Origin of the sequence: Amycolatopsis aidingensis (genome assembly GCF_018885265.1) — a bacterium.
GTDB classification, from domain to species: domain Bacteria; phylum Actinomycetota; class Actinomycetes; order Mycobacteriales; family Pseudonocardiaceae; genus Amycolatopsis; species Amycolatopsis aidingensis.
The window spans coordinates 5212299-5237399 of sequence record NZ_CP076538.1 but is presented as its reverse complement, the minus strand read 5'-3'; the positions used below and the strand labels follow the sequence as shown (position 1 = coordinate 5237399).

At 73.6% G+C, this 25101-nt stretch carries 10 protein-coding genes; all 10 read right to left on the bottom strand.

Features of this window, described 5'->3' with window-relative positions; translation table 11 throughout:
• Positions 1-18 precede the first annotated feature (18 nt).
• The 10 genes from KOI47_RS23795 to KOI47_RS23750 all read right to left on the bottom strand — a co-directional run bounded on the left by KOI47_RS23795 (position 19) and on the right by KOI47_RS23750 (position 25092).
• Positions 19-3846, bottom strand: coding sequence for a non-ribosomal peptide synthetase (locus KOI47_RS23795; RefSeq protein ID WP_216207576.1), 3828 nt, complete (start codon positions 3844-3846; stop codon positions 19-21).
• Complete coding sequence (locus tag KOI47_RS23790) at positions 3840-5177, bottom strand: FAD-dependent oxidoreductase (RefSeq protein WP_216207572.1); 1338 nt, start codon at positions 5175-5177, stop codon at positions 3840-3842. Before KOI47_RS23790 ends, KOI47_RS23795 begins: the two co-directional genes overlap by 7 nt.
• Positions 5177-6379 (bottom strand): aminotransferase class V-fold PLP-dependent enzyme, encoded by a 1203-nt coding sequence (locus KOI47_RS23785; RefSeq protein WP_216207569.1) that lies wholly within the window; start codon positions 6377-6379, stop codon positions 5177-5179. The genes KOI47_RS23790 and KOI47_RS23785 overlap by 1 nt, the downstream gene beginning before the upstream one ends.
• Positions 6376-7683: a phenylacetate--CoA ligase family protein gene (locus KOI47_RS23780; protein WP_216207566.1), complete on the bottom strand. Its 1308-nt coding sequence runs from the start codon at positions 7681-7683 to the stop codon at positions 6376-6378. The genes KOI47_RS23785 and KOI47_RS23780 overlap by 4 nt, the downstream gene beginning before the upstream one ends.
• Before the next feature lie 156 nt (positions 7684-7839).
• Positions 7840-13209, bottom strand: coding sequence for a type I polyketide synthase (locus tag KOI47_RS23775; RefSeq protein ID WP_232376199.1), 5370 nt, complete (start codon positions 13207-13209; stop codon positions 7840-7842).
• On the bottom strand, positions 13206-16790 hold the full coding sequence (locus KOI47_RS23770) for a non-ribosomal peptide synthetase (RefSeq protein ID WP_216207564.1): 3585 nt from the start codon (positions 16788-16790) through the stop codon (positions 13206-13208). The genes KOI47_RS23775 and KOI47_RS23770 overlap by 4 nt, the downstream gene beginning before the upstream one ends.
• Entirely contained in the window at positions 16787-19531 is a 2745-nt protein-coding gene (locus tag KOI47_RS23765; protein WP_216207561.1) for a lantibiotic dehydratase, read from the bottom strand. The genes KOI47_RS23770 and KOI47_RS23765 overlap by 4 nt, the downstream gene beginning before the upstream one ends.
• Complete coding sequence (locus KOI47_RS23760) at positions 19524-21851, bottom strand: lantibiotic dehydratase (protein WP_216207558.1); 2328 nt, start codon at positions 21849-21851, stop codon at positions 19524-19526. Before KOI47_RS23760 ends, KOI47_RS23765 begins: the two co-directional genes overlap by 8 nt.
• The gene (locus KOI47_RS23755; protein ID WP_216207553.1) at positions 21848-23239 is read right to left on the bottom strand and encodes a beta-ketoacyl [acyl carrier protein] synthase domain-containing protein; all 1392 of its coding nucleotides are present in this window, start codon (positions 23237-23239) and stop codon (positions 21848-21850) included. The genes KOI47_RS23760 and KOI47_RS23755 overlap by 4 nt, the downstream gene beginning before the upstream one ends.
• Entirely contained in the window at positions 23236-25092 is a 1857-nt protein-coding gene (locus KOI47_RS23750) for a non-ribosomal peptide synthetase (RefSeq protein ID WP_216207550.1), read from the bottom strand. The genes KOI47_RS23755 and KOI47_RS23750 overlap by 4 nt, the downstream gene beginning before the upstream one ends.
• Between the last annotated feature and the right edge of the window lie 9 nt (positions 25093-25101).

Sequence of the window (25101 nt, the reverse complement as noted above, 5' to 3'; positions counted from 1 at the left end):
TTCCTCCTCCTGCCGCCTTCATCGGGACCGCTCCAGCAGGGCGGCGACCTCGTCGTCGGGCATCTCCTCGATCCGCTGGCGCAGCTCGGCGATCGCGGTTGCCTGCCCTGGCGCCGCCTCCAGCCGCACCAGCACCTCGGCAAGGCCCGCCACGGTCGGCGCCTCGAACAGGCTGCGCATCGGCACCTCGGTGTCGAAGTAACCGCGCACCCTGGCCAGCAGCTGCGCGCCGAGCAGGGAATGCCCGCCGAGGGCGAAGAAGTCGTCGTCCACCCCGATCTCGGTGCGGCCGAGTACCTCGCACCACAGCCCGGCCAGCGCCCGCTCCACCGGGTTGCCAGGGGGTCGCCGGGTGCCGCCAAGCTCGTCCCACTCCGGTTCCGGCAGCGCGGCCCGGTCCACCTTCCCGTTCGGGGTCAGTGGCAGTTCCGCCAGCCGCAGCACCGTGCTCGGGACCATGTACTCCGGCAGGGTGCGGCGCAGCCAGTCCCGCAGCTGTGGCCAGGTGACCTCGGCACCGGCCACGTAGCCGACCAGCCGGTGGTCACCCCCCGCGCTGCGCCAGCTGGTGACGGCGGCCGCGTGCACCCCCTCGTGCGCCAGCAGCGCGGCCTCGATCTCGCCGAGCTCGATCCGGAACCCACGCACCTTGACCTGGTGGTCGGCCCGGCCGAGGAACTCCAGCCCGCCACCGGGCCGGTAACGGGCGAGGTCGCCGGTGGCGTACAGGCTCGAGCCGGGGTGGAACGGATCGGGCACGAACCGCTCGGCGGTCAGCTCGGGCAGGTTCCGGTAGCCGCGGGCCAGCCCGAGCCCGCCGATGTGCACCTCGCCCACCACGCCGGTGGGAGCCGGCTCCCCGGCGGCGTCCAGCACGTGGATGCTGGTGTTGGCGATGGGTGGCCCGATCTCCACCGGCGCCGGGGCGGGAGCGATCGGGCCCGCCGCGGACCACACCGTGGTCTCGGTGGGCCCGTAGACGTTCCACACCGCGGCGCCGTCCCCGGCGAGCTGGTCGGCGAGGTCGCGGGGGACCGCCTCGCCGCCGCACAGCCGCCACCGGATCCCGGCAGGCACCCCACCGCCTGCCAGCAGCATCCGCCAGGTGGCCGGGGTGGCCTGCAGCACGGTGGCTCCGGACTCGATCGCCCGGTGCCGCAGCGCCGCCCCGTCACCGGTCTCCGCCTCGCTCGCCACGATCAGCCCGGCGCCGCTGGCGAGGGGGTGGAACAGCTCGAGCGCGGCGATGTCGAAGGACAGGGTGGTGACCGCGAGCCAGCGATCCGCCCTGGTGAGCGGGACGATCCGAGCGAAGGCAGTCAGCAGGTTGGCCACCGCGCGGTGCGGGATCTCCACGCCCTTCGGGGTTCCGGTCGAGCCGGAGGTGTAGATCAGGTAGGCGAGGTCGTCCGGGCCAGGCCCGCCGTCAGGGGGAGTGCCGGGCAGGGCGGCCAGCACGTCCGCGTCGGTGTCCAGGCAGACCTGGCCCGCCACCTGGTCGAGCAGTTCGCCCAGCCGCTCCTGGGTGGCCTGGTGGGTGATGACCACCTCGACCCCGGCGTCGGCGAGCATGTGCCGCAGTCGCTCGGGCGGGAACGCCGGATCCAGCGGCACATATGCCGCCCCGGCCAGCCACACCCCCAGCAGCGCCACGACCATCGCGGCCGAGCGGTCAAGGCACACTCCGACGGGTGTGTCCTGGCCTGCGCCCCAGTCCCGCAGCACATGCGCCAGCTGCGCGGCCCTGCGGTGCAGCTCCCGGTAGCTCAGCTCGCCGTCCGGCCCGCGCACCGCGCCGGCCTCCGGGTCCGCGGCCGCGCCGGCACCGAGCAGGGTCAGCGGGGTAGCCGGATCGGGCAGTTCGACGGCCGGTCCCTGCCGCCGCGCCAGCAGCTCGGCCCGCTGCCGCGGGGTGAGCAGCGGGATGCGCCCGACCGGGAGCGTGGGATCGCTGATCACCGCCGCGGCCACCAGCGTGAGGTGCTCGGCCAGCCTGCGCACGGTCGGGGCGTCGAAAAGGTCGGTGCTGTACCCGATGGCCAGGTCGAGGCCGCCGTCCTCGGCCGGGGCGCCGTGCAGGGTGAGATCCACCTCGGTGGCACCGAGTTCGAAGGGATACTCCCTTGCGGCCACCCCGGGGAGCTCCGGCAGTCGCGGCGGGGTGTCCCGCACCGCGAAGCTCGCCTGGAACACCGGCGGGACACCGAGACTCCGCCGCACGTCCAGCGCGGCCACCACGTCCTCGAAGGCCGCCAGCCGGTGCCGCCGCGCCTGCTCGGCCTCGGCCGTGCACTGCCGTACCAGCTCGGCGAAACCCGGGTCCCCGGACAGGTCGGCGCGCAGCACCGCCACGGTGTCCAGCGGGCCGACCGCCACCCGCTCCGCCTCGGCGGGGACGCCGACCAGCAGGTCCCGTTGCCCGCTGTGTCTCGCCAGTACCACGTCGAAGGCCGCCAGCAGCGGGATCCGTGGTGAGCCGGTCTCCGGATGCAGGTCACGCAACCCGGCCACCACTGCGGCGGGGAGGTGGAACCGGTGGGTGGCGCCACGGTAGGTCTGCGCGGCCGGGCGGCGCCGGTCGGCCGGCAGGTCCAGGGTGGGCGCGCCGGCGAGCCTGCGCACCCAGTAGGCCAGGTCCTCCTCGGCTGTGCCCACGGGCTCGGCGACACCGGAGTCGCCCGCAGTATCCCCGTCTGTGCCGCCGAGTTCGGCGCACACCAGGTCCAGTGCCGGCTCGTCCGCCGCGATCCGGTGCGCGGCGAGCACCAGCACATGGTCGTCCTCGGCCAGCCGGAGCAGCGCACCGCGCAGCAGCGGGCCCCGCCGCAGGTTGAACGGCCGCCGGGCCAGCGCCCTGGCCCGGCGGGCGGCCTCGGGCTCGCCGTCCACCGTGGTGACGGGAAGGGAGACCGGGCAGCTGCCGGCTCCGGTGGCCGGTGCGATGGTGGCCACCGGCTGCCCGTCCCGCTCGGCCAGCCTGGTGCGCAGTGCGGGATGCCTGCGCACCACCCCGGCCAGGGCGAGGCCGAGCGCGGCGGGGTCCAGTTCGCCCCGCAGCCGCACCGCGCGCGCCACGTGATGCACGGCGTTGCCGGGGTCGAGCCTGCTCAGGAACCACAGCCTGCGTTGCGCCGCGGACAGCGGCACCTCGGTGCCGACCGCGGACAGCGCGGGGGTGAGCCCGAACTCCTCGACCGCGTCGGCGACCTGCTGGCGCAGGTGCGGCGGCACCTGGTCGCCGAACCTACCGAGATAGCCTGCGAGGAACTCCGGATCGTCGCGCAGGAACGGGAAATCGGTGGGCACCATGTTCCGGATCGCCAGCATCGGCACCGGGCTGCGCAACGGCCGGAAGTCCGGGTTCCACAGCCCACCCGATTCGGGCGGACCGTCGTGGAACTCGCCGATCATCAGGCCTCTGCCGACGTAGTCCGGCTTGAGCAGGCGCTGGGTGCCGTCGATCACCCTGCGCACATCCGTGCCCTCCAGGTCGGGGAAGGTGATCATGATGGTGTGGTACTGCGCCCGCGCGGGGTCCGCGAAGCACAGCTGTTCGAACCATTCCCGGTAGCCGAGCAGCGCGGCCGCCACCTCCTCCACGCGATCCGGCCGTCCGGGGAACACGGCGAGGTAGCTGGTGCCGCCGTCCAGTGCCGCCTTGGCGAACGGGCACACGTGACCACGCCTGCCGAGTTCCGGGTGGGTGTCGCACAGGTAGTCGCGGGCCCACCCGAGTACCTCGCGCAGGGTGTCCCGGTAGGCGTCTGCCGGCGGGGGCGGCGGCTCCCCGTCGAGGTCGGCTGGCTCGATCAGGATCAGGCCGGGATCGGTGGGATGGGTCAGCACTGCGCACCTCGACGACGAACGAAGGAACGGGATCTTGCCGCCCGGATGCCCGCGCCGGCGCCGAGTAGCGCGGCGGCACCGAGCGCGCCGAGCACCCTGTCCTGCCTGCGGGCGGTGGCGAGGGCGTCGGCGTAGGGGACGGTGGTGTGCGAAACCATGGTGTAGAGCGGCATCCAGCGCTCGCCGAGCAGTGTGTTCAGCACCAGGTCGGCCTTCTTGCGCAGCGCGTACAGCGGGGAGGCGACCCGGTCGCGCAGCTCGACGAAGTTGCGCTCGGACAGTTCGGCCAGCACGTCGGTATGCCGCTTGCGGCGGCGCTGGAACTCGGCGAAGGCGGTGCGCAGGTCCGCCCCGTGCTCGGCGAGGCAGGCGTCCAGCACCGAGCAGTCCTCGAAGGATGAGTTCATACCCTGGCCGTAGAACGGGTACACGGCGTGCGCGGCATCGCCGAGCAGCACCGCCCTGCCGCCCGCGTGCCATGGCGCGGTGCGGATGGTGTGCAGGCTGCCGACCGGGTGGGCGAGGAACTCCTCGACCAGGTCCGGCATCAGGGTGAGCGCGTCCGGGAACCGGCCGGCGAAGAACTCGCGTACCGCGGCCGGGGAGGTGAGGGTGGCGAAGCTCCCCTGGCCCTCGTGCGGGAGGAACACCGTTCCGGTGAGCGTCGTGTCCACATTGGGGTGTGCGACGATGAGGCCCCGTTCGCCCGGCCAGACGTGCAGCGCTTCCGGGTCGGTACGGCGCTCGCCGGCTGGACCCGCCGGGATGTGCAGCTCCTTGTAGCCCCATTCCAGTGTCTTGCGCCCGGTCCTGGAGTGCGGGATCTGGTCGCGCACGGCGGAGTGCACCCCGTCCGCGCCGATGACCACCTCGGCGGCCACCTCGGTGTCACCCACCAGCGCGGTGCCGGTCTCCAGGTCGAGTGCTCGCAATTTCTGTCCGAAGTGGAATGTGACGCCGAGCTGCTCGGCCCGGTTGATCAGCGCGGCGTTCAGGTCGTGCCGCAGCACGGAGTGCAGGATCTGCTCGGCCGAGGTTCCGTAGGGCTGGAAGGACAGCCTGCCGTCGTGGTGGTGCACGACCCGGCCACGCATGGGCGCGGCGGCGGGCCGGATGGTCTCCAGCAGCCCGGCCTGCTCCAGTGCCCGCAGTCCGCGCTGGGAGAGCCCGAGGTTGATGGACCGTCCGGTATCCGCCGCCCCGGGCTCCCGCGGGTCGCCGCGCCGTTCGTACACCACGACCGGGAAACCTCTGCGCGCTGCGTAAACGGACATCAGCGAGCCGGCCAGCCCGGCTCCGATGATGGTGAGTGCAGGTCGGTTCGCCGCCATCACGCACCCGCCAGCAGTGGTTGCAGCTCGTCTAGCGCGGTGAAGGCGGTGCGGATGTCCTCGGCGGTGTTGTAGACCTGGGCGGAGAGCCGTAGCACGGCCGATCCGGCCGCCTCGGCCACCAGCGGTTGCGCGCAGAGGTGCCCGCTGCGGCACATCACCCCGTAACCGTCCGAAAGGGACCGAGCCACCTCGGTGAGGTCGGGGATGTCCCGAACGGCCACCGACAGGGTGGCGCTGCGTTCGCCCGGACCGGGGGCGAGCACGCTGAGGTAGTCCCGCTTGGTCGCCTCGGTGTGCAGCACCCCGGCCAGCCAGGCATCGTGCTCGGCCACCGCGGGCATGCCGAGGTCGTCGAGGTAGTCCACCGCGGCCCGCAGGCCGTAGGCCCCCGCGATATGCGGGGTGCCCGCCTCGAACCGGTGCGGCGGGCGGCGCAGCACCCAGCCACTGGTGTCCACCCAGTCCACAACGCCACCGCCGAGCAGCGCGGGCCGCAGCCGGTCGGCGAGTGCCGGGCCGACGGTGAGCACGCCGATCCCGGTGGGGCCGAGCATCTTGTGCGCGGAGAAGGCGATCGCGTCCACCCCGAGCTCGGGCACGCGCACCGGCCGGTGCGGCACCGACTGGGCGGCATCCAGCAGGGTGAGCGCACCGTGTTCCCTTGCGAGCGCGGCCATCTCCGCGGCAGGAGCGTACCGGCCGGTCACGTTCGAGCAGTGCGTGATCGCCACCAGCGCGGGCCGCCGTTCCAGCTTCCTGGCGTATGCCTCGAGATCGACGGCCCCGGTGACATCGGTCGGGATCCAGTCCACCGTGGCCCGCGCGCGCAGCGGTAGTTGCAGCGAGTGGTGCGCGTCCCGGCTGACCAGCACCAGGTCCCCCGGATCGAGGTCCAGCCCGGTCGCCACCAGGTTCAGCGCTTGCGTGGTGTTCGCGGTGAACACCACCTCCGCGGCCCTGATGCCGAGGAAGGCCGCAACCCTGGTGCGGCACAGCTCGTAGGCGTCGGACGCCTCCTCCGACAGCATGTGCTTGCCACGGTGGATGTTCGCGCTCACCTCGGTGTAGTAGCGGGTCGTCGCCTCGATCACCTGGCGCGGTTTCAGCGTGGTGGCCGCACTGTCCAGATAGGTCAGCTTGTTTCCGTCCATTTCCCTTGCCAGAACCGGGAAGTCGGGACGGACATCACGGATTGTCATACTGGAACCCCCGATTCGCCGCTGTGCACGGCACGGACGCAGCCGAACAGCTTGCCGGAGCGTTCGGACTCGATGTAGTCGACCGCGCTGACGGCGACCTCCCTGCCGGTCCGGTCGCCGATCGCCGCGGCCAGCGTCGCGGCGTGCTCGCGGTGCGCGGTGCCCGGAACCGGGACGTACCGCAGCAGCAGCGGGCCGGACTCCCGGTGGGTCAGCTTGTAGAAGGTGAGCCACTCGGCTGGACCGACCAGCTCGTCCAGGATGCGCGGGGTCAGCACGACCTCGCCGGCCACCTCGAGGTAGTCCGCGCACCGGCCGTGATGGACCACCCGCGGCGCTGCGTTCCCGCACCGGCAGGTGCCTTCCAGCAGCACGTAGCCGTCCCCGGTGCGGTAACGGATGTGCGGGCTGAGCTGGTCGCCGATGCTGGTCGCGTACAGCTCGGCCAGCTCGCCGGGACCCGCGGGGTGGTCCGTGCCGTACCGCAGCAACTCGAGGTAGAAGCTCTCGGTGTTCAGGTGCAGGAAGCCGTCCGGGCAGGTCATGCCGAGCCAGCCCAGCTCGGACATGGAGGCGACCTCGACGACTACCGTGCCGGCCGGCAGGTGGTCCCGGATCCGGCGCAGCGCCGCACCGGTGGCCAGGTTGTAGGCCAGCACCACCCCGGCGGCCTCCGGTGGCGGCAGGCCACGCTCGCGCATCGCGTCCAGCAGGAAGGCCAGGTGCGCCGGATCGGCGTACAACCAGTGCGGGCGGTGCTCGGTCAGCTCGCGGATGGCCTGCCCCACCAGCTCCGGCCCGGTGGCCAGCAGGTCGTGCGCGACCGGGAGCACCAGTGTGCCGTCCGGCAGGGTCCTGGTCTCCGGGGTGGTGAACGGGGTCGCGCACTCTACATCGGAGCAGGCAGGCGGGGCGTAGCGGCACACCCGCTGCTCGCGTGCCCCGGCGAACACCGCCAGCATCCCCGGATGCACCGCCGTCGTGCGCAGCTGCCGCTCGGCGAGGGTGAAGGTGTGTGCCAGGGTGACCAGGCGTTCCCCGGTGGTCCCCGAGCTACGGCTACGGAAGACGAACTCGTCGGCCAGCTTCGTACCGCGCACCAGTACCCCGGCGGGGAAGTTGCGCCGGTAGTCGGCCTTGGTGGTCGCCGGAACCCGGCGGAAGTCGGCCGGGCTGCGCACCTGCGCGGGCCGCACCCCCGCCGCATCCAGGTGCGGCCCGTAGAACGGCACCTCCCGGTAGGCGAACGCGAGTTCGTCCACGGCGCCCGCGAAGGACGCCTCGAACGCCTCAGTGATCGTCACGGTTCCTCCCATCCCGTACGCGAACGGCAAACGCATGCGCGTGGGCGGCAAACGCATGCGCGTGGGCGGCAAACGCGCGCGGGCCGGTGTGTTTGCCGCCTGCATGCACGCGTTTGCCCGCTACATGCACGCGTTGGCTGTTCCCGGACGGCCGCATCAGTCCGTGCGCCTTGCCAGCCGGGGGATCGTGGGCTGCTCCGGCTCCGGCTCGGGTTCCTGGCGCGCCTTGAGCTCGGCGACGGTCGCGGCCATCTCGGCGACGGTGGGGGTGTCGAACACCGACCGCAGGGGGAGTCGGACCCCGGTCGCCTCCCGGATCTGCGCGATGAGCTGTACGGCGACCAGCGAGTTCCCGCCCAGCTCGAAGAAGTCGTCCTCCGGACTTACCCGCGGCACCCCGAGCACGGATCGCCAGATCCCGGCGACCACGTCCTCGCCCGCGCTCACCTGCCCGTCCCCGCCGGGGACAGCGCCGGTGCCGGTTCCGCCGGTGGCCTGCTCGGCGTCCTTGCACACCTGGTCCAGCACCCAGTCCAGCGATCTCGGGGTGATCACCACGTGCCCGCCGATCCCGGCGGTCATCGCGCGCAGGAAAGCTTCGGCCCCCTCGGTCGGCTCGATCCACCGCTGCCCGGCATCGACGGGTCCCGGCCCCGGCGGCCGCGGGGCGCCTTCCATCCGGCGCAGCATGAACTCGGTCACCGCGACCAGTTCCGTCCCGTCCTCGGCGAGCACGGTGAAGCTGTCGGTGCGGATGTCCTGTCCCGCCTCGCGCGGCTCCAGCCGCCGGTACACCCATACCCGGTCCGGCATCCGGTCCCGGACCAGCACCCGGCCGTACCCCATCGGCAGCGCGCCGCCGCCCGAACCGTCGAACACGTAGGTCGCCTGGTCCAGCACCGCGGGGGAGAGGCCCCATGCGGCGTCCTCGCGCAGCTCCGCCGGGACCTCGAGCAGGGTCAGCTGCTCGGTCTCCGAGCGCCACACCTCGCGGATGTTGTCCCAGCGTGCCCCGTAGCGCACCAGCGCGCCCTCCGGTTGCCCGCTGCCTGCCACCAGGTCGGGCCGGGCCGGGCAGCGGGCGCGCACGGCCGCAAGGTCCACCCGCTCGCCCGGCGGCGCGGCCACCCAGGACACCGTGGCCCGGCAGTAGGTGGTGCCGCCACCGCGCAGGGCGGCCTCCGCCGAACCGCCGGTGCCCGGCCGCAGGGTCACCTCGAACTCGGCCACGCTCCCTTCCGGGACACCGAAGGGCTCGAGGAACAGCACCTCGGACAGCTCCAGCACCCGTGTCTCGCCGGGCCGGGGCAGCGTGGCTTCCGCGGTGGCCCGGATCGCCTCCAGCTGGGCGGTTCCCGGCAGCACCGGCATCCCGTCGATGCGGTGCTCGTCCAGGGCCCAGTGGGTGCCCGGGCTGAGGGTGCCGCGGCCGGACGCGGTGCCGTCCGCGGCCACCCCCACCTCGGTGAGCAGTGGATGCTCGATCGGTTCACCACCCGCTCCGGCCGGGGTCCCTGCGCCGAGCAGGTCGGCGAGCATCCCGACTTCCAGCCAGCCGGCCCAGCCGAGCGAGCGCACCGGCGCCGGCCAGCCGTGCGTGCTCTGCGCGTAGGCGTCCAGGAAGGCGTTCGCCGCGCAGTAGTCGGTTTCGCCCAGCCCGCCGGCGGTGCCGGTCACCGAGGAGAACAGCGCGACGAAATCCAGTTCCTCGGCGCCGAACACCGTGCGCAGCGCCAGCGTGCCCGCCACCTTGGGGGCGAGCACGGCACGCATATCCGCGAGCTGCCTGGTCTCGATCAGCCCGCCGCCCGCGATGCCGGCCGCGTGCACGATGCCGTCCAGCCTGCCGAAGGTGTCCAGCACCTCGGCACGCAGCCCGCGCAGCCCATCCACATCGGAGACGTTCACGGCGGCGGGCAGCACCTCGGCGCCCGCGGCCTCCATCCGGCGGACGGCCAGGATGGCCCGGCCCGCACGACCGCGTGGCCCCTCCGCGCGCAGCGTCTCCTCCCAGCGCGAACGTGCCGGCAGGCCGGAGCGGGAGGTGAGCACCAGCCGCACCGCCCCCTGCGCCGCCAGCCGCTCGGCTATGGTCAGGCCGAGTCCGCCGAGTCCGCCGGTGATCAGGTACACGCCGCCTTCCCTCGGCAGCGGCCCGGCACTGGGACCGGGATCGGGCAGGACGGCCTGGTCGAAGCCGACCGTCCACAAACGACCGTTGCGCAGTGCGAGCAGATTCTCTTCCCCGGTAGAGCCGAGCGCGGTGACCACCTCGCCCGCGCCGGTGTCCGCGGCGCAGTCGAGCTGCCGCGGCACCAGGCCGGGCACGTCGAACCCGGCCGAGCGGACCACCCCGGCCACGGTCGCGTGCTCCGGCCTGGTCAGGTCCGCGCCGACGACCTGCTGGGTGCCCGTGGTGACCACGTCGAGCGCCCCGGTCAGACCGGCCTCGGCCAGCGCCCGCACCAGCAGCACCAGGCTGAACAGGCCGGTGGTCTGGGCGGCCATGGTGGCCCCGAGGTCCGGTCCGGCTGGCTCGCCCGCCAGCGCCCAGGCGTGCACGATCCGCTCCGGTGGCCCTTCCAGCTCCGCCAGCAGCGCGGCATAGTCCGCGGCTTCCTCCGGCCGGATCGTGTACCCGGTTCCGGTGCGCGCGAACTCGGTACCCTGGCTGACCTCGGTCACCGTCGTACCCGCCGCCCGCAGCCGCTCGGCGACGGCGGAACCGAGCGGATCGGCGGTGAACACCACGCAGGATGAGGGTGCTGGCCCGGTGGTGGCCGGGGGCAGCTGGCGCCAGCTCGGCACGGTGAACCAGCGCTCCAATGGCAGCCGCGCATCGCTGGGAGCGGGTCGCGCCCGCTCGGGTTCGCCGCCGGGGTCGGGATCTACCCAGTACCGGCTGCGCTGGTAGGGGTAGCCGGGCAGCGGCACCCGCCGTCCCCGCGCCGGTGGCTGCACCGCGATCCCCGCCGCCCAGAGTTTTCCTGCCGCGGTGCAAAGGGTCTCGATCTCGCCCAGCTTGTCGGCGGGACCCGGCAGGCTGGGCACCGCGGGCAGGCCCTGGCCGCGGGTCTGCATCCGCACCAGCCCGGCCAGCTGCCTTCCCGGGCCACATTCCAGGAACAGGGCAGGACCGTCGGCGAGCAGCCGCGCCACGCAGTCCCCGAACCGCACGGTCCGGCGTACCTGCGCGGCCCAGTAGCCGGGATCGACCGCCTGGTCCGCGGTGATCGGTTCCCCGGAAACCCCCGAGAAGAAGGGCAGCCGGGGAGCGTGCCGGGGCACCGCGGCCACCGCGTCGGCGAACTCCGCCAGCATCGGCTCCATCATCGGGGAATGGAAGGCATGCGAGGTCCGCAGCCGCTTCACCCCTGCCTTCTTGCCGAACTTCTCGGCCAGCCCCGCGGTGAACTCCTCCACCAGCTCCGCCTCCCCGGAGACCACACAGGTGCCCGGCCCGTTCACCGTGGCGATCGCGAGCCCATCCGGCAGCAGCGGGGCGACTTCGGACTCGGCGAGGGACACCGCGGCCATCACCCCCGGTGGCATGGCACCCATCAGCCTGCCCCTTGTCGCCACCAGCCGGAGCGCGTCCGGCAGTTCGAACACCCCGGCCAGGGTGGCCGCGACGTACTCGCCGACGGAGTGGCCGATCATGGTGTCCGGCTGGACCTGCCAGGACTGCCACAGCCGGGCCAGCGCGTACTCCACGGTGAACAGCGCGGGCTGGGCCAGCTCGGTGCCGGAGAGCCGCGGCCGCTGCCCGGCCTCCGGGGTGAACAGCACCGGCCGGATGTCCTCGCCCAGCTCCCCGGCGAGCACGGCGGCGCACTCGTCGACGGCCTCGGTGAACACCGGCTCCCGCTGGTACAGGGTGGCACCCATGCCGCCGAACTGTGCCCCCTGCCCGGTCAGCAGCCAGGCGAGTACCGGGGTACCTGCCGTGGCGGCGGAGGCGTCGCGGCGCTTGGGATCCCGCAGCGCGGCCGCGGCAGCGGCCGGGGTGTCGGCGACCACGAACGCGCGGTGCCCGTACTCGGCCCTGCCCACCCGCAGGGTGTGCGCGACATCGGCAAGGCGCAGCTCGGGGTGGCCCTCGATATGCCCGGCCAGCCGGTCCGCGGCCGCGGACAGCGCGGCCTCGTCCCGCGCCGAAAGGCGCAGCAGTTGCGGTCCCGCGGTCTCCGCGGCGGGATCGCGCTCGGGTGCCTCCTCCAGGATGACGTGCGCGTTGGTACCGCCGATGCCGAAGGAGGACACCGCGGCCCGGCGCGGGTGGCCGTTACGTTCCCATTTGGACAGCGTGGCGTTGACGTAGAACGGGCTCGCCGCGAAGTCGATGCCCGGGTTCGGCCGCTCGTAGTGCAGGCTCGGCGGGATCAGGCCGTGTTCCAGCGCCAGCGCCGTCTTGATCAGCCCGACCACCCCGGCTCCCTGGCTGAGATGGCCGATGTTGGACTTCACCGAGCCGATCCCGCACCACCCGCGCTCCTCGGTGCCGTGCCCGTAGACGCTGGTCAGCGCGGTCAGTTCGATCGGGTCGCCCAGCGGGGTCGCGGTGCCGTGTGCCTCGACGTAGCCGATCGTGCGCGGGTCGACCCCGGCCACGGCGAGCGCGTCGGCGATGGCGGCGGCCTGCCCGTCCACGCTGGGCGCGGCGAACCCGACCTTGCCCGCGCCGTCGTTGTTGATCGAGTTGCCGAGCAGCACGGCATGCACGTGGTCACCGTCGCGGCGCGCGTCGGCCAGCCGCTTGACCAGCACCGCGCCGCCGCCGGAGCCCCACATGGTGCCGGTCGCGCCCGCGTCGAAGGAACGCACATGCCCGTCGGCGGAGGTGACCCCGCCCTCCTGGTGCACCTGACCCCGGTCCTGCGGGAACTCGATGTTCATCCCACCTGCCAGCGCCATATCGCATTCGCCTGCGCGTACCGCCTCGGTGGCGAGGTGCACTGCGACCAGTGAGGTGGAGCAGGCGGTGAACAGCCCGACGCTGGGCCCGCGCAGGTCGAGCTTGTAGGAGACCAGCGTGGTGACGTTGTCCGAGAGATTGCCGATACCGATGGCCATCGAGGGGGTGGTGGCCAGCAGTTCCCGGTTGCGGTGCACATGTTCCCAGCGGTAGCGCTCGGTGCCGCGGCCCGCGTAGAGGCCGATGTCTCCCGGGTAGCGGGCCGGGTCGTAACCCGCGTCCTCCAGCGCGCCGTGGCACAGCTCGAGGAACACCCGGTGCTGCGGGTCGGTGACCTCGGCCTCCCTCGGGGTCATCCCGAACAGCCCGGCGTCGAAAAGGTCCGCGTCCTCCAGCACGAAGGCCGAGGCCACCAGGTTCGGATCGGCAAGCTCCGCCTCGGTCGCGCCTGCCGCGGCCATCCGCTCCCGGCTCAGCGGGGTCAGCGACTCGACACCCTCGACCAGGTTGTCCCAGAACCGCGCCACGTCGCCCGCGCCGGGCACGCGGCAGGCCATGCCGATGATCGCCACCGGCTCGGCGCCTGGTTCCGGCTGTACTGACTCGTTCACTGGATGCCTCCCTGATCACTCGCCTGCGGCCGGTGCCGCGCCCGGGTTCGCCGGGCCGCGCTCCGCCGGGCCGCCCGGTCCAGCGCGGCGGCACCGGTTGTGCTGCCCGCACCGTCCACATGCGCCGCCAGCGTGCGCACTGTGGGGAACCGGAACAACTCCACCAGCCGCACGGCCACGCCGAGCCGGTCCCGCAGCCGGTCCTGTACCTCGGCGGCCGCCATCGAGCTGCCACCGACCTCGAAAAAACTTTCGGTCGCACCGACCTCAGGAAGCCCCAGCACCGCGCACCACACCTCCGCGATCGCCCGCTCGGTCGCGGTCTCCGGGCCGGCACCGCCGGGTGCGGGGGACGAGGCGGCGGTGCGGGACACCGCGGCCGCGGGTGGCGCGGGGCTCGCCGTGGCCGCCGGGGTGGCCAGCCGCCGCTCGCCAGGCAGCTCCACCGAGCCGATGGCGGCGTCCGGTGTGGACACCAGGGCACGCAGCACCGCGAGGTAGCCCGCCAGCAGCGCTTCCATCCGGTCGGCCGTGAACAGATCGGGGTTGTAGACCAGGTCGATGCCGATCCGGCCGTCCCGTTCCTGCCCGTACACGGTCAGGTCGAAGGGTGATCCGGGTACCCCGACCGGCACCGGCTCGGCCCGCAGACCGGGCAGCCGCAGCTGGGGTGCGGTGAAGTTGAACATGTTGAACATGACCTGTGCGACCGGGTTGCGGTCGGCCGCCCCGCCCGCGCCCAGCGCGCCGACGAGTTCCTCCAGCGAGATCTCCGGATGCGCGAGCGCGGTAAGCAGCTCGTCCCGCATGGCGGTCACCTGCTCGGTGAACGGCGTCTCCTCGGTCACCTCGACCCGCAGCGGGATGATCTCGACGAAGAATCCGACCATGTCCTGGAAATCGGCATGCCTGCGGTCCACGGCCGGGGTGCCGACCACGAACTCGCGCTGCCCGGTGATCCGCCGCAGCACCAGCCCGAGCGCGGCCATCAGTACCGCAGATGCGGTGGCCCCGAGCCGGGCGCCGAGTGCGTTGACCGCGGCGCTGGTCCGCCGGTCGAGCCGCCGGTGCGCGGCGGCACCGCGGAAGGTCTGCTCGGCGGGGCGCGGCCGGTCGGCAGGGAGGTTCAGGGTGGCAGGCACGTCCCGCAGGTGCCGCACCCACCAGGCCAGGTCCTCCTCGGCCCTGCGCTGCCTGCGTTGCTCGCGCCAGGCGACGTAGTCGGCGAAACCCGCAGGCAGCGGGTCGAGGGCGGCCGTCCCGCGCTCGCATGCCTGCGCGTAGGCGGCGGCAAGGTCGCGGTAGACCAGGTCCTGCGACCACCCGTCGAACACCGTGTGGTGCGCGGTGATCGCGAGTACGTGCTCCCGTTCGCCGAGCACGTACAGCTGGACCCTCCACAGTGGACCACCAGCGAGGTCGAACGGGACCCGCGCGGCGGCGGCCAGCCGGTCGGCCAGCGCCGTTTCCCTGGCCGGCTCGGGCAGTCCGGTGAGGTCGGTCACGGCCAGCGGCGGCTCGCCCGGCGGGTCCACCGCGGCGTACGGCACACCCGCCGCGGCCGGGATGCGCCAGCGCAGCACCTCCTGGCGGGTGGCGACCGCGCGCAACGCCGCCCGCAGCGCCGCGGGATCCAGCGGTCCGTGCAGCCGTTCGGCCATCGCGATGTTGTAGGCGGCGGTGTCCGGCGCGTACCGGTCCAGCAGCCACAACCGGCGCTGGGCTGGAGACAGCCGTGGCGGGGTGCCGTACCAGCCGTCCGGCCCGGTGAGTTCGGCCGCGGCGGCCACCCGCCCCGCGATCCCGGCCAGGGTGCGCCCGGCGAGCACGTCCTCAACGGCGATGTCCCTGCGCAGCTCGGTACGCAGCGCCGCGACCAGGCGCATGGCGGTGACCGAATGGCCGCCGCCTGCGAAGAAGTCGTCCGCGAGGCCCGGCTCACCGTCCCCGCCGAGCAGGGCACGCCAGTGCGCGGCCACCGCCCGCTCGACCGGTGTTGCCGCCGCGGGCCCCTGCCGGGAAGCGGGCCGGGCGGTCATCCGGTGCAGCCGCGCCAGGTCCACCTTGCCGGATGCGTTCAGCGGCAGGGCGTCCAGGACCCGGATCCGGGGCACCATGGCGCCGGGCAGCCGCAGTCGGCAGTGCTCGCGCAGCGCGTCCGGGCCGGGCGCGGTAGCCTCCGGTGCCGGGACGACGAAGGCAACCAGTTCCGGTCCCCGCGGGCCGGGCGCCGCGTCCACCACGCAGTGCCCGACCGACTCGTGCGCCCGCAGCACGGCCTCGATCTCGCCGATCTCCACCCGCTGCCCGCGGATCTTCACCTGCCGGTCGGCCCGGCCGAGGAACAGCAGGGTGCCGTCCGGCTGCCAGCGCACCAGGTCGCCGGTCCGGTACACCCGCTCGCCCGGCGCACCGCCGACCGGATCGGGCACGAACCGGCTCGCGGTCAGCCCCGGCTGCCCGAGATAGCCGCGGGCGAGCCCGGCGCCGCCGACGAGCAGCTCGCCCTCGCCGCCCGCAGGTACCGGCCGCAGCCGCTCGTCCACCACGTACACCCGGTGGTTGGGCAGCGGGCGCCCGATCGGCAGTGGCCGGTCCCAGCTGCCCTCGGCGCGGAACGCGGTGACCTGCACGCAGGTCTCCGTCGGACCGTAGAGGTTGGTGAACGTCCGCCGCGGCTGGTCGGCGGAGCCGGTCCAGCGCAGCACCTGTTCCGGGCCGGGGGCCTCCGATCCGGTGAGCAGGGTGCGCAGGCTGGGCAGCCGTTCCGGGTCGAGCAGCGGCAGCAGGGCCACCGGGATGCTGCCCCTGGTCGGCGCATGCGCCTCGGCGAACCGTTGCAGGCTGGCCACATCGGCGCGTTCCGGCTCGCCTGCCAGCGCCACGGTCCCGCCGCAGGCAAGGGGAACGAGCAGATCGCTGACCGAGACGTCGAAGGAGATCGCGGCGAAGGCGAGGGTGACACTGCCCGGTCCGGCAGCGGTGGCCGGGCCGAACGCGCTGGCAAGGGACACCACCGAGCGGTGCCCGACCACGACCCCCTTGGGCCGCCCGGTCGAGCCCGAGGTGTACAGCACGTACGCGGCGTTGCCCGGCAGGGCGGGGCAGGGGTGCGGTGCCACCGGCTCCCGCGGCGGTTCCGGTACGCGCAGCAGGCGGCGGCCTGCACCTTCCAGCGCGGCCTCGCCCGCCGCGTCGGCGAGCACCAGCTCCGCACCGGCGTCGGCGAGCATGTCCAGCAGCCTGCGGCGGGGCAGGGTGGGGTCGAGTGGCAGGTAGGCGCCACCGGCGAGCAGGACCCCGAGCACGGCGGTGACCAGGCCCGGGCCGCGACCGTGCGCGATGCCGACCCGCGTTTCCGGCCCGACGCCGAGTTCGGCCAGCCGGACGGCCAGTGCGTTCGCGGCCCTGCCGAGCTCGGCGTAGCTGAGCCGGGTTTCCCACTGCCGCACGGCCACGGCGTCCGGGGTGTGCTCGATCCACGCCCGCACCAGCTCGCCGATGGTGGACTCCGGGTACTCCACCTCGGCGCCGCGGCCCCAGCGCGCCGGTCCGGTCTCCGGTGTCCGCACGGCCGTCATCGGTGGCTCCCCTGCCGGGCTGCGGTGCGCGGGTCCCGCACGTGCAGCCGCAGCTCCGAGTAGTAGCGGCGCCCTTCGGCGTCGGTGACCCATGCCTGTTCGGGGGTTGGCAGCAGCTCGGTGATCGTGACCGGCACCTCCGGCCCGTGCGTCCCGCGCGCGGTACGCAGCATGGTGCACAGTGCGGAGACCGACACCGGGCTGGTGAGATCCAGGTAGCACGGCTTGGTCTCGGTGCCGATCTTGACGAACACCCGTTCCGGCAGGCCCAGCCCGCGGCGGAGCCTGCGGGCCGCGAGGTAGCGCCCGGCGTAGTCGTCTACATCGGACAGTCCGGTGGCTTCGATGGTGGTGCGCCAGGTCTCGCGCGCCACCACCAGCCGGTCGATGCTGATCCGCGGCGTGTGCGCTGCGGAGCCGACCAGCTTGTAGGCGTCCGCGGTGAAGGTGCCGAGGAACTCGCCGAACAGCTCGACCAGCGGCCAGGAGTTCCCGTGCTCATCGCTGGCCAGCAGCTCACCCTCCCGTTCGGTCACGGTGAGCCCGCTGACCGGGAGCACCCGTTCCGGGTCCCATACCGGGGCCGGTGCGTGCCCTACCCGCCGGTCCTCCGGTCCGACCAGCAGGTCGGCAAGGCGGGCGGTGAGCATCGGGAAGTCGGTGGGATACAGCGGTACGGTGCGGTGCCCGAGATCCCGGTGCACGGCATCGACCAGCGCCGCGCGGTCGGGGTGGAAGTCCACGAAGAACCCGGACGAGCAGGTCAGCCATGCGGCGTGCAGCTCGCCGAGCACGGCGGTGAACTCGCCGCGCCGCAGCTCGTCCACACTCGCCGCGCACAGGTTCAGGTCCGGGCTGTGCAGCCGCCCCCCGGACCAGCCCGGTCCCTCGGCGGGGAAGGCCCGCGCGGCGGGCCCGTCCAGCTCGGCTGAGCTGAGCTGGATCCGGCGGGCACCATCCGTGCCGGAGTCGAGGCCGAGCAGGCCGGACCAGCGCCGGACGAACTCGGCCATCACCGCGTCCACCGGCCGCTCGCCGACGCCGTAGACCAGGCCGTTGGCAAGAAACCACAGCTCGCCAAGCGGCACGCTGCCGGTACCGAGTTCCTCGGCGAGTTCCTTGTACAGCACGCGGAAGGCGTCCCGGTAGGCATCGGCGACGGCAACGGTGAGCCAGCGCGCCGCCCGCAGCAGCAGGTCCAGCGGCCCGGCCAGCGCCGCCAGCACCGGCTCGCCGACGGTCAGCTCCAGGTCCCGTTCGGTGTCCTCGTAGCACAGCGCGCGGCCCGCGTAGGTCTCGCCTGCCCGCTGCCGCGGCGGCATCCCGGTGATCGCGCGGAACTCCGTGTCCAGCCCGGTCATGGCTGCCCGGACCAGGTCGGCATCGCCGGCCGCGGCGGCCAGGCGGTCCCTGGCCGCACCGATCCGCCGGAAGTCAGTGGCGACCCGTTCCCGTACGGCCTGGTCGCCGATCCGGTCGATCCAGGAGCGCAGGAACTCCTCCGCGGTGAGGTCATAGGGCAGGTCGAGCCGCCAGCGCAGCAGGCCCTGCCTGCGTAGCCGGTCCGCCAGCAGGTAGACGTCGCTTTCCTTGCGCAGCCCCGAGTCCGGGTCGGCGATGGCGAGCCGGGCTATCTCGCATGCCGGCCTGCTCCCATCGCACAGCGCCAGTACGGTGGCCTCGGCGGGGCGCAGCCGCAGCGGAGGGTCGGCAGGACGCAGCAGGGTCCCCTCCCGCAGCGCGTGGTGCGGCTGTAAGCCGAGTGGGTACCAGGCGCGGACCCGCGGATCGGTGCCGTAGGAGTCGGCGAAGGCGGTCAGCGCCCACCATTCCAGCCGCACCATGCGCCTGCGTAGCAGTTCCGGGCCCGGTTCGGCACGCACTGCCTCCGCGCCATCGGCCACCTCGGCCCAGCAGACCGGCCCGAAGAACCCGATGCTGTCGTTCTTGCCGCAGTACCGGGACCAGTAACGCGCGACGATCTTCTCCCGCTCCCGCCGCTTGCTGGTGCTCGGGCCGCTCGGGTCGGCCGCGGCGAGCTTGTCCAGCGCCGTCACCGCGCCGGGGTTCTGCCAGCTCACCGCCTCCCGGAACAGCGGGTCGGCCGCCACCCCGGCGAGGCGGGTGCCGACCGCGCGGGCCGCCGTGCCGAAGGCGGAGAGGAAGTCCTCCCGGCCGGTGTGTCCGTCCAGGTGCGCGTCCGCGACGGCCGCGCAGTCCGGCGCGCCGAGCAGGTCCAGCCCTTGGGCGGGGAATCCGGCTGTGCGCAGCATCCCGGCCGACCAGACCTGCCAATGGGTCCCCGGCAGCGGCACCAGCCGCACCCCGGGGGCGAGGGCCTGGTCCAGGTCGGTGGCGAGGGAGCCGGTGAGGTCCGCGGCGCCGGTGAGGTCGACCAGCGGGGCCGGTGGCGGCTCGGGCCGCTCCGGCGGGCGGGGACCACCGAGGTAGCAGCGCAGCGGCGACGGGCCGCCCCGGTCGCGCAGTAACCCGAGCACGTCGAGGGCGAGCAGGCCACCGTCGCCGTGGCCGTAGCAGGCATAGGGCCGGTCCGCCTCGGCCAGCACGGCCTCGGCGATCATCTCCGCGTCCGCCGGGACGGCGAGCACCCTGATGTCCACAGTGGATGGAAGGCGTGGCAGCCAGTCCTGGAACGGCTCCGGTCCGGACCCGGCGGGAGGGAAGCAGAACAGCACGGCGCTCGCGGAGGGCATCCGGGTACCCCTGAAAACCTCAGGCATTGCCGTCCTCCCTCCCCGCCGGGTCGGACACGTGCAGGCGCAGTTCGGAGCAGTACCGCCTGCCCTCGGCGTCGGTGAGCCACGCCTGGTCCGGAGTGGGCAGCATCTCGGTCACGGCGACCTCGGTGTCCGGACCGCCCGCGCGCCGCGCCGAACGCAACAGGGTGCACAGGATGCGGGTGAACACCGGGCTGGTCAGGTCGGCGAAGCAGGGCTTGATCTCGGTACCGACCCGGACGAACACCCGCTGTGGCAGGCCGAGGTCCCTGGCCCAGCGGCGTACCGCGAGGTAGCGGTCCCGCTCCCCGCTCACCTCGGTGAGTCCGGTTCCGGCCACCGTGCAGCGCCAGGTCCGGCGGACCAGCACCAGGCCGTCCACGGTGACCCGCGGGGTGTGCCCGTCGGAACCGGCCAGTTTCCAGGTGTCGAAGGCATGGGTGCCGACGAAGCTGGCGAACATCTCCAGCAGCGGCCACTGCCTGCCGTCCGGCGCGCGGGCCAGCAGCGTGCCGTCCGCGCCGGGGACGACGGTGAGCGCGGTGATCGGCAGCAGCCGATCCGGGTCGGCGCCCGGCGCCGCGGTGAAGCCGAGCTGCACGTCCTCCGGCCCGTACATCCAGTCGGCGTTGCGGGCGCACTGCTTCGGCCAGTCCGGTGGCAGCAGCGGATGCGCCCTGCCCGCTGGCAGCTCGGAGCGCATCGCCGCGAGCAGCCGCCCGGGGTCCGGATGCCCGAGCCGGAAGAAGTCGGTGTCCAGCGCGGGCATCCCGATGTGCAGCTCGCCGAGCACCACGTCGAACTCGCCGCGGGCGAGTGCCTCGGTGCTGGGCGCGCACAGGTGCACGTCCGGGGCGTGCAGCCGGGAGGTGGCCCAGCCAGGTCCGGCCTCCCCGAACTCCGCGGCCACCGCCTCGGCCAGCGCGGCCGTGCTCAGGTCGAGCCGGTCGGTGCCCGGTTCGAGGTTGTCCAGCCCGAGCACCTTGGTCCAGCGCCTGCCGAACTCCTCGATCACCGCGTCGGCGGGCCGCTGCGCGCCGAACAGGGAGCCGAGACCGAGGAACCACAGCTGGGCGAAGGGCACCTCGGTGCTGCCGAGCTCGGCGGCCAGCTCCGCGTGCAGCCCGGTCAGCTCCGCCCGGTAGGTACCGGCCAGGGTGCTGGTCAGCCAGCGGGTGGACCGCAGCAGCGGATCGAGCGGCGCGAGCGCGGCGAGCACCTTGCCGCCGAAGGAGAACTCCGCGTCCCTTGCGGTCTCGAGATGGCACAGGGTGCGCCCGGCGTAGGTCTGGCCCGCGCGGTGCTGCGCGGTCCGGCCGGTGATCTCGGTGAACTCCGACTCCAGCGTCGCCATGGCCGCGGCGACCGCCTCCGGGCCCGCGGCCGCGGCCAGTGCGTCCCGCGCCGCGCGCATCCTGGCCAGCGTCGCGGCGGCCCGCTTCCTGGCTCGTTCGTCGCCGATGGCGGTCACCTGGCGGTGCAGCTCGTCCTCCGCGGCGAGGTTCATCGGCAGCACGAACTCCCACCGGATGGTCTCCTGCCGGGCGAACAGCTCCAGCAATGCGTCCACATCGGACTCCCGGCGGATGCCGGATTCCTGGTCGGCCACGCACGCGCGGGCGACCTCGTGTGCGGTGCTCCGGCCGTCGCAGCGGGACAGCACGGCCGCCTGTGCGGGGGAGAGTTCCACCGGCTTCCTGCCGGGGGCCAGTAGCCTGCGCCCCTCGACGGTGAGCTGGGGTTGCAGTGCCACCGGCAGCCACGGCCGGACCGCGTCGTCCGCCGCGATGCTCTCGGCCACCGCGACCAGCGCCCACCATTCGAAGAACACCCGGCGTACCCCGGTCAGCCCGGGGCCGTGGCCGCCGGTCAGCGGCGGCGCGGCCGCGTCCACCTCCACCCAGCACATCGGACCGAAGAAGCCGATGGTGTCGTTCTTCCCGCTGTAACGCTGGGCGTACTTGGCCACCACCTCCTCCCGCCTGCGGCGCCGTTCGTTGCGCGGAGCGTCCGGGCCGTCTCGCAGTACGCCCGCGGGACCGTTCAGCGCGCCGGGGTTCTGCCAGGTGATGGCCTCGCGGAAACGCGGGTCGGCGGACACCGCGTACACGGCCCTGCCGAGCGCGACCGTTGCGGCGTCGAAGGCCGCGGTGAACTCGGTATCCGCAGCCGACCCTTCCAGGTGCGCATCGGCCACCTCGGCGCATTCCGGCGCCGCGAAGGACTCCAGCACGTCCACCGGGAAACCGGCCGAGCGCAGCAGCCCGTCCCGCCAGACCCGCCACGGGGTACCGGGCAGTTCGGTCAGGTGTTCGTGGTTCATCCTGCCTCCCGCTTCGCACGCGGGTCCATGGGTTCGATCCAGTGCCGCTCGCGCCGGAACCTCGGCAGCGGGCGGCGCGGGCGCGGACTGTGCTCCCCAGCCCGGTGCTCCACCAGGACATGCGCGTTGGTGCCGCCGAGACCGAAGGAGCTGACCCCGGCCCGGCGCACCGGGTGGCGCTCCGGCCAGGGGAGGGCGTCCTGGTTGACGTAGAACGGACCGGTTTCCAGGTCGATCTCCGGGTTGGGGCTCGCGAAGTGCAGCAGCGGCGGGATCCGCCCTTCCCGCACCGCGCAGACCGCCTTGATCAGGCCGACCACCCCGGCCGCGGCGTCCAGGTTCCCGATGGCCGTCTTGGCCGAGCCCAGCGCGCAGAACCGGCGCGCGTCGGTGCGGAAAGCCTGGCACAGCGCGCCGAACTCGATGGCGTCGCCGACCGCGGTGGCACTGCCGTGTGCCTCGACCAGCCCGATGCTGTCCGGATCGGCCTGCGCGCAGGCCAGTGCCTCGGTGACCACAGCGGACTGGCCGTCCATCCCGGGCGCGGTGAAGCCGGCGCGCGCCGCGCCGTCGTTGTTCACCGCCCAGCCCGGCAGCACGGCGTCCACATGGTCGCCATCGGCGAGGGCGTCGGGCAGTCGCTTGAGCACCACAGCCCCCGCCCCGTTGCCGAACACCATCCCGGACGCCTTGGCGTCGAACGCACGGCAGACCCCGTCCGGGGACAGCGGACCACCCTGCCGGTACCGGTAGCCGTTCTGCTGAGTGGAGATCACCGCGGCCCCGCCCGCGATCGCCAGGTCGCACCGGTAGTCCAGCAGGCCCTGCGCGGCCTGGCAGATCGCGACCAGGGAGGAGGAGCAGGCCGTCTGCACCGCCACCGCGGGCCCGGTGAGGCCGAGCTTGTAGGCCACTCGCGCGGGCACGAAGTCCGGCGGATTGCCGGGAATCGCGTCCTCCCATTCCGTGGGCGGCAGGCTGGGCAGCACGTGGAACAGGAAGTACCGGCTGGCAGCGGCACCGGCGTACACCCCGACGGTTTCCCGCCGGGCCGCGGGGTCGTGCCCGGCGTCGGCCAGCGCGGTGGTCGCCACCTCGAGGAACAGCCGCTGCTGCGGGTCGATGCGGGCGGCCTCCTCCGCGGTGTAGCCGAAGAACCCGGCGTCGAACTCGGCGAGCCCGTCCAGGTGGCCGTAGGCTGCGACGTAGTGCGGGTCGGTGCTGGTCTCCTCGTCCAGGCCGGATGCGCGCAGCTCGGCCGCGGTGTACCGGCGCACCGCGTCCACCCCGGCGAGCTGGTTGTGCCAGAAGGTGTCCACGTCCGCGGCGCCCGGCACCCGGCAGGCCATGCCGATCACCGCGATCGAGTCCTCAGCCGCGGCCGTCATCGCCGTGCCCGTTTCGTGCGTGCCTGCCTGCGCCGTGCGGCCCGGTCCGCGGCGGCCGCCCCGGCCTCCGGTTCCGCGGTGGCGGTCCCGGCGAGGTGTTCCGCCAGCGCGCCGACCGTCGGGTGCGCGAACAGTGTTGCCATCGGCGGTTTGCTGCCGAGCGCGTCGGCAAGGCGGAGCTGGACCAGCGCCATCAGCAGGGAATGGCCGCCGAGGTCGAAGAAGTGCTCGTCCCTGCCCACCGCGTCCAGGCCCAGCGTCTCGCACCAGGCCCGCGCGATCACGCTCTCCAGCTCGGTCCGGGCCGCCTGCTCGGCGGCCGGTGCGGGTGGCGGCGGTGCGGGCAGCGCGCGCTCGTCCAGCTTCCCGGTGACGGTGAGCGGCAGCTCGGCCAGCTCGACGATCACTCTGGGCAGCATGTAGGCCGGTAGCCGGGCTGCCAGCGCGTCCCTGGCCGCAGCGGGGTCGAACGCACCGTCCTCGCTCGGCACGGCGTAGCCGACCAGTTCGGTGTCGTCGCCCGCGGCACCGCGCCTTGCCAGCACGGCGGCCTGCGCCACCTGCGGCAGGTCGGCCAGCCGGGTCTCCACCTCGCCGAGCTCCACCCGGTGGCCGCGGATCTTCACCTGGCGGTCGGCCCGGCCGAGGAAGGTGAGCGTGCCGTCCGGCAGCCTGCGGGCAAGGTCGCCGGTGCGGTAGGTGCGTTCGCCCTCCCTGGTGCCGAACCGGCTGCCCGCGCCGCTCGCCTCGCCGTGGTAGCCGAGCGCGACATGCGGGCTGCGCACCAGGATCTCGCCCTCGGTACCGGGCTTGCCATCGCCGTCCAGCAGGAGTACCTCGATGCCGTCCAGCGGGCGCCCGATGGGGACGATGCCGTCCGGCAGGGGCGCCGAGGCGGGTAGGTGGTGCTGCGCGATGAAGCTGACCTCGGTCGTGCCGTACCCGTTGACGAACACGCACCCCGGCCCGATGTGCTCCCGGCACGACCGGACGTCCCGCGCGGTCACCTCCTCACCGCCGAGCAGTACGACCCGGAGGTCGGCGAGCGTGCCCGTCCCTTCCAGGCCGGCCATCAGGTAGCGGTAGACGGTGGGGGTGGAGTGGTAGATCGTCACCCCGCGCTCGGCGAGCAGGGCGGCGAGCCGGGCCAGCCCGGTGCTGCGGATGTCGATGGGTACCGCGGCGGCCCCGGACAGCAGGGCGGAGAAGGTGTCGGTGACCGCCATGTCGAAACCGAACGAGGTCAGCACGCTGGTGCGGTCCGCGGGGGTGATGGTGAACTGGCGGATGTGGTTGCGGGCGCCGAAGACCACATTGCGATGGCTTTGCCACACGCCCTTCGGTTGCCCGGTCGAGCCCGAGGTGTACAGCAGGTAGGCGGGGTCCTCCGGCTCCGCGGGCGACACCAGTTCACTTGGGTCTACTGTGGACTCCGTTGCCAGCAGTGGGTCGATATCGGCGACCGGGGGTTGCTGCGGCGCCTCGCTCGCCACCCGCTCGGCGAAGGAACGGTTGCCCTCGTCGGTGAGCAGCAACCCGGCCCCGGAGTCGGCCAGCTGGTAGCCGAGGCGGTCGCGCGGGAAGGTGGGGTCCAGCGGGACGTAGGGGCAGCCGGCCAGCAGGGTGCCGAGCAGCGCGCCGATGGTGGTGGCTCCGTGCCTGCACAGCAGTGCCACCGGGCCGTCCGGCCGCTGCCGCCGGATGTGCTCGGCGACGGCGGCGGCACCCGCGGCCAGCCGCCGGTAGCTGAGCTCGCCGTCGTCGGCGATCACCGCGGGGGCGTCCGGCGACTCGGCCGCCTTGGCGGCGAACGCGGTGATGATGGTGGTGGTGTCCTGACGGATCGCGGTCATGGTGCCGAT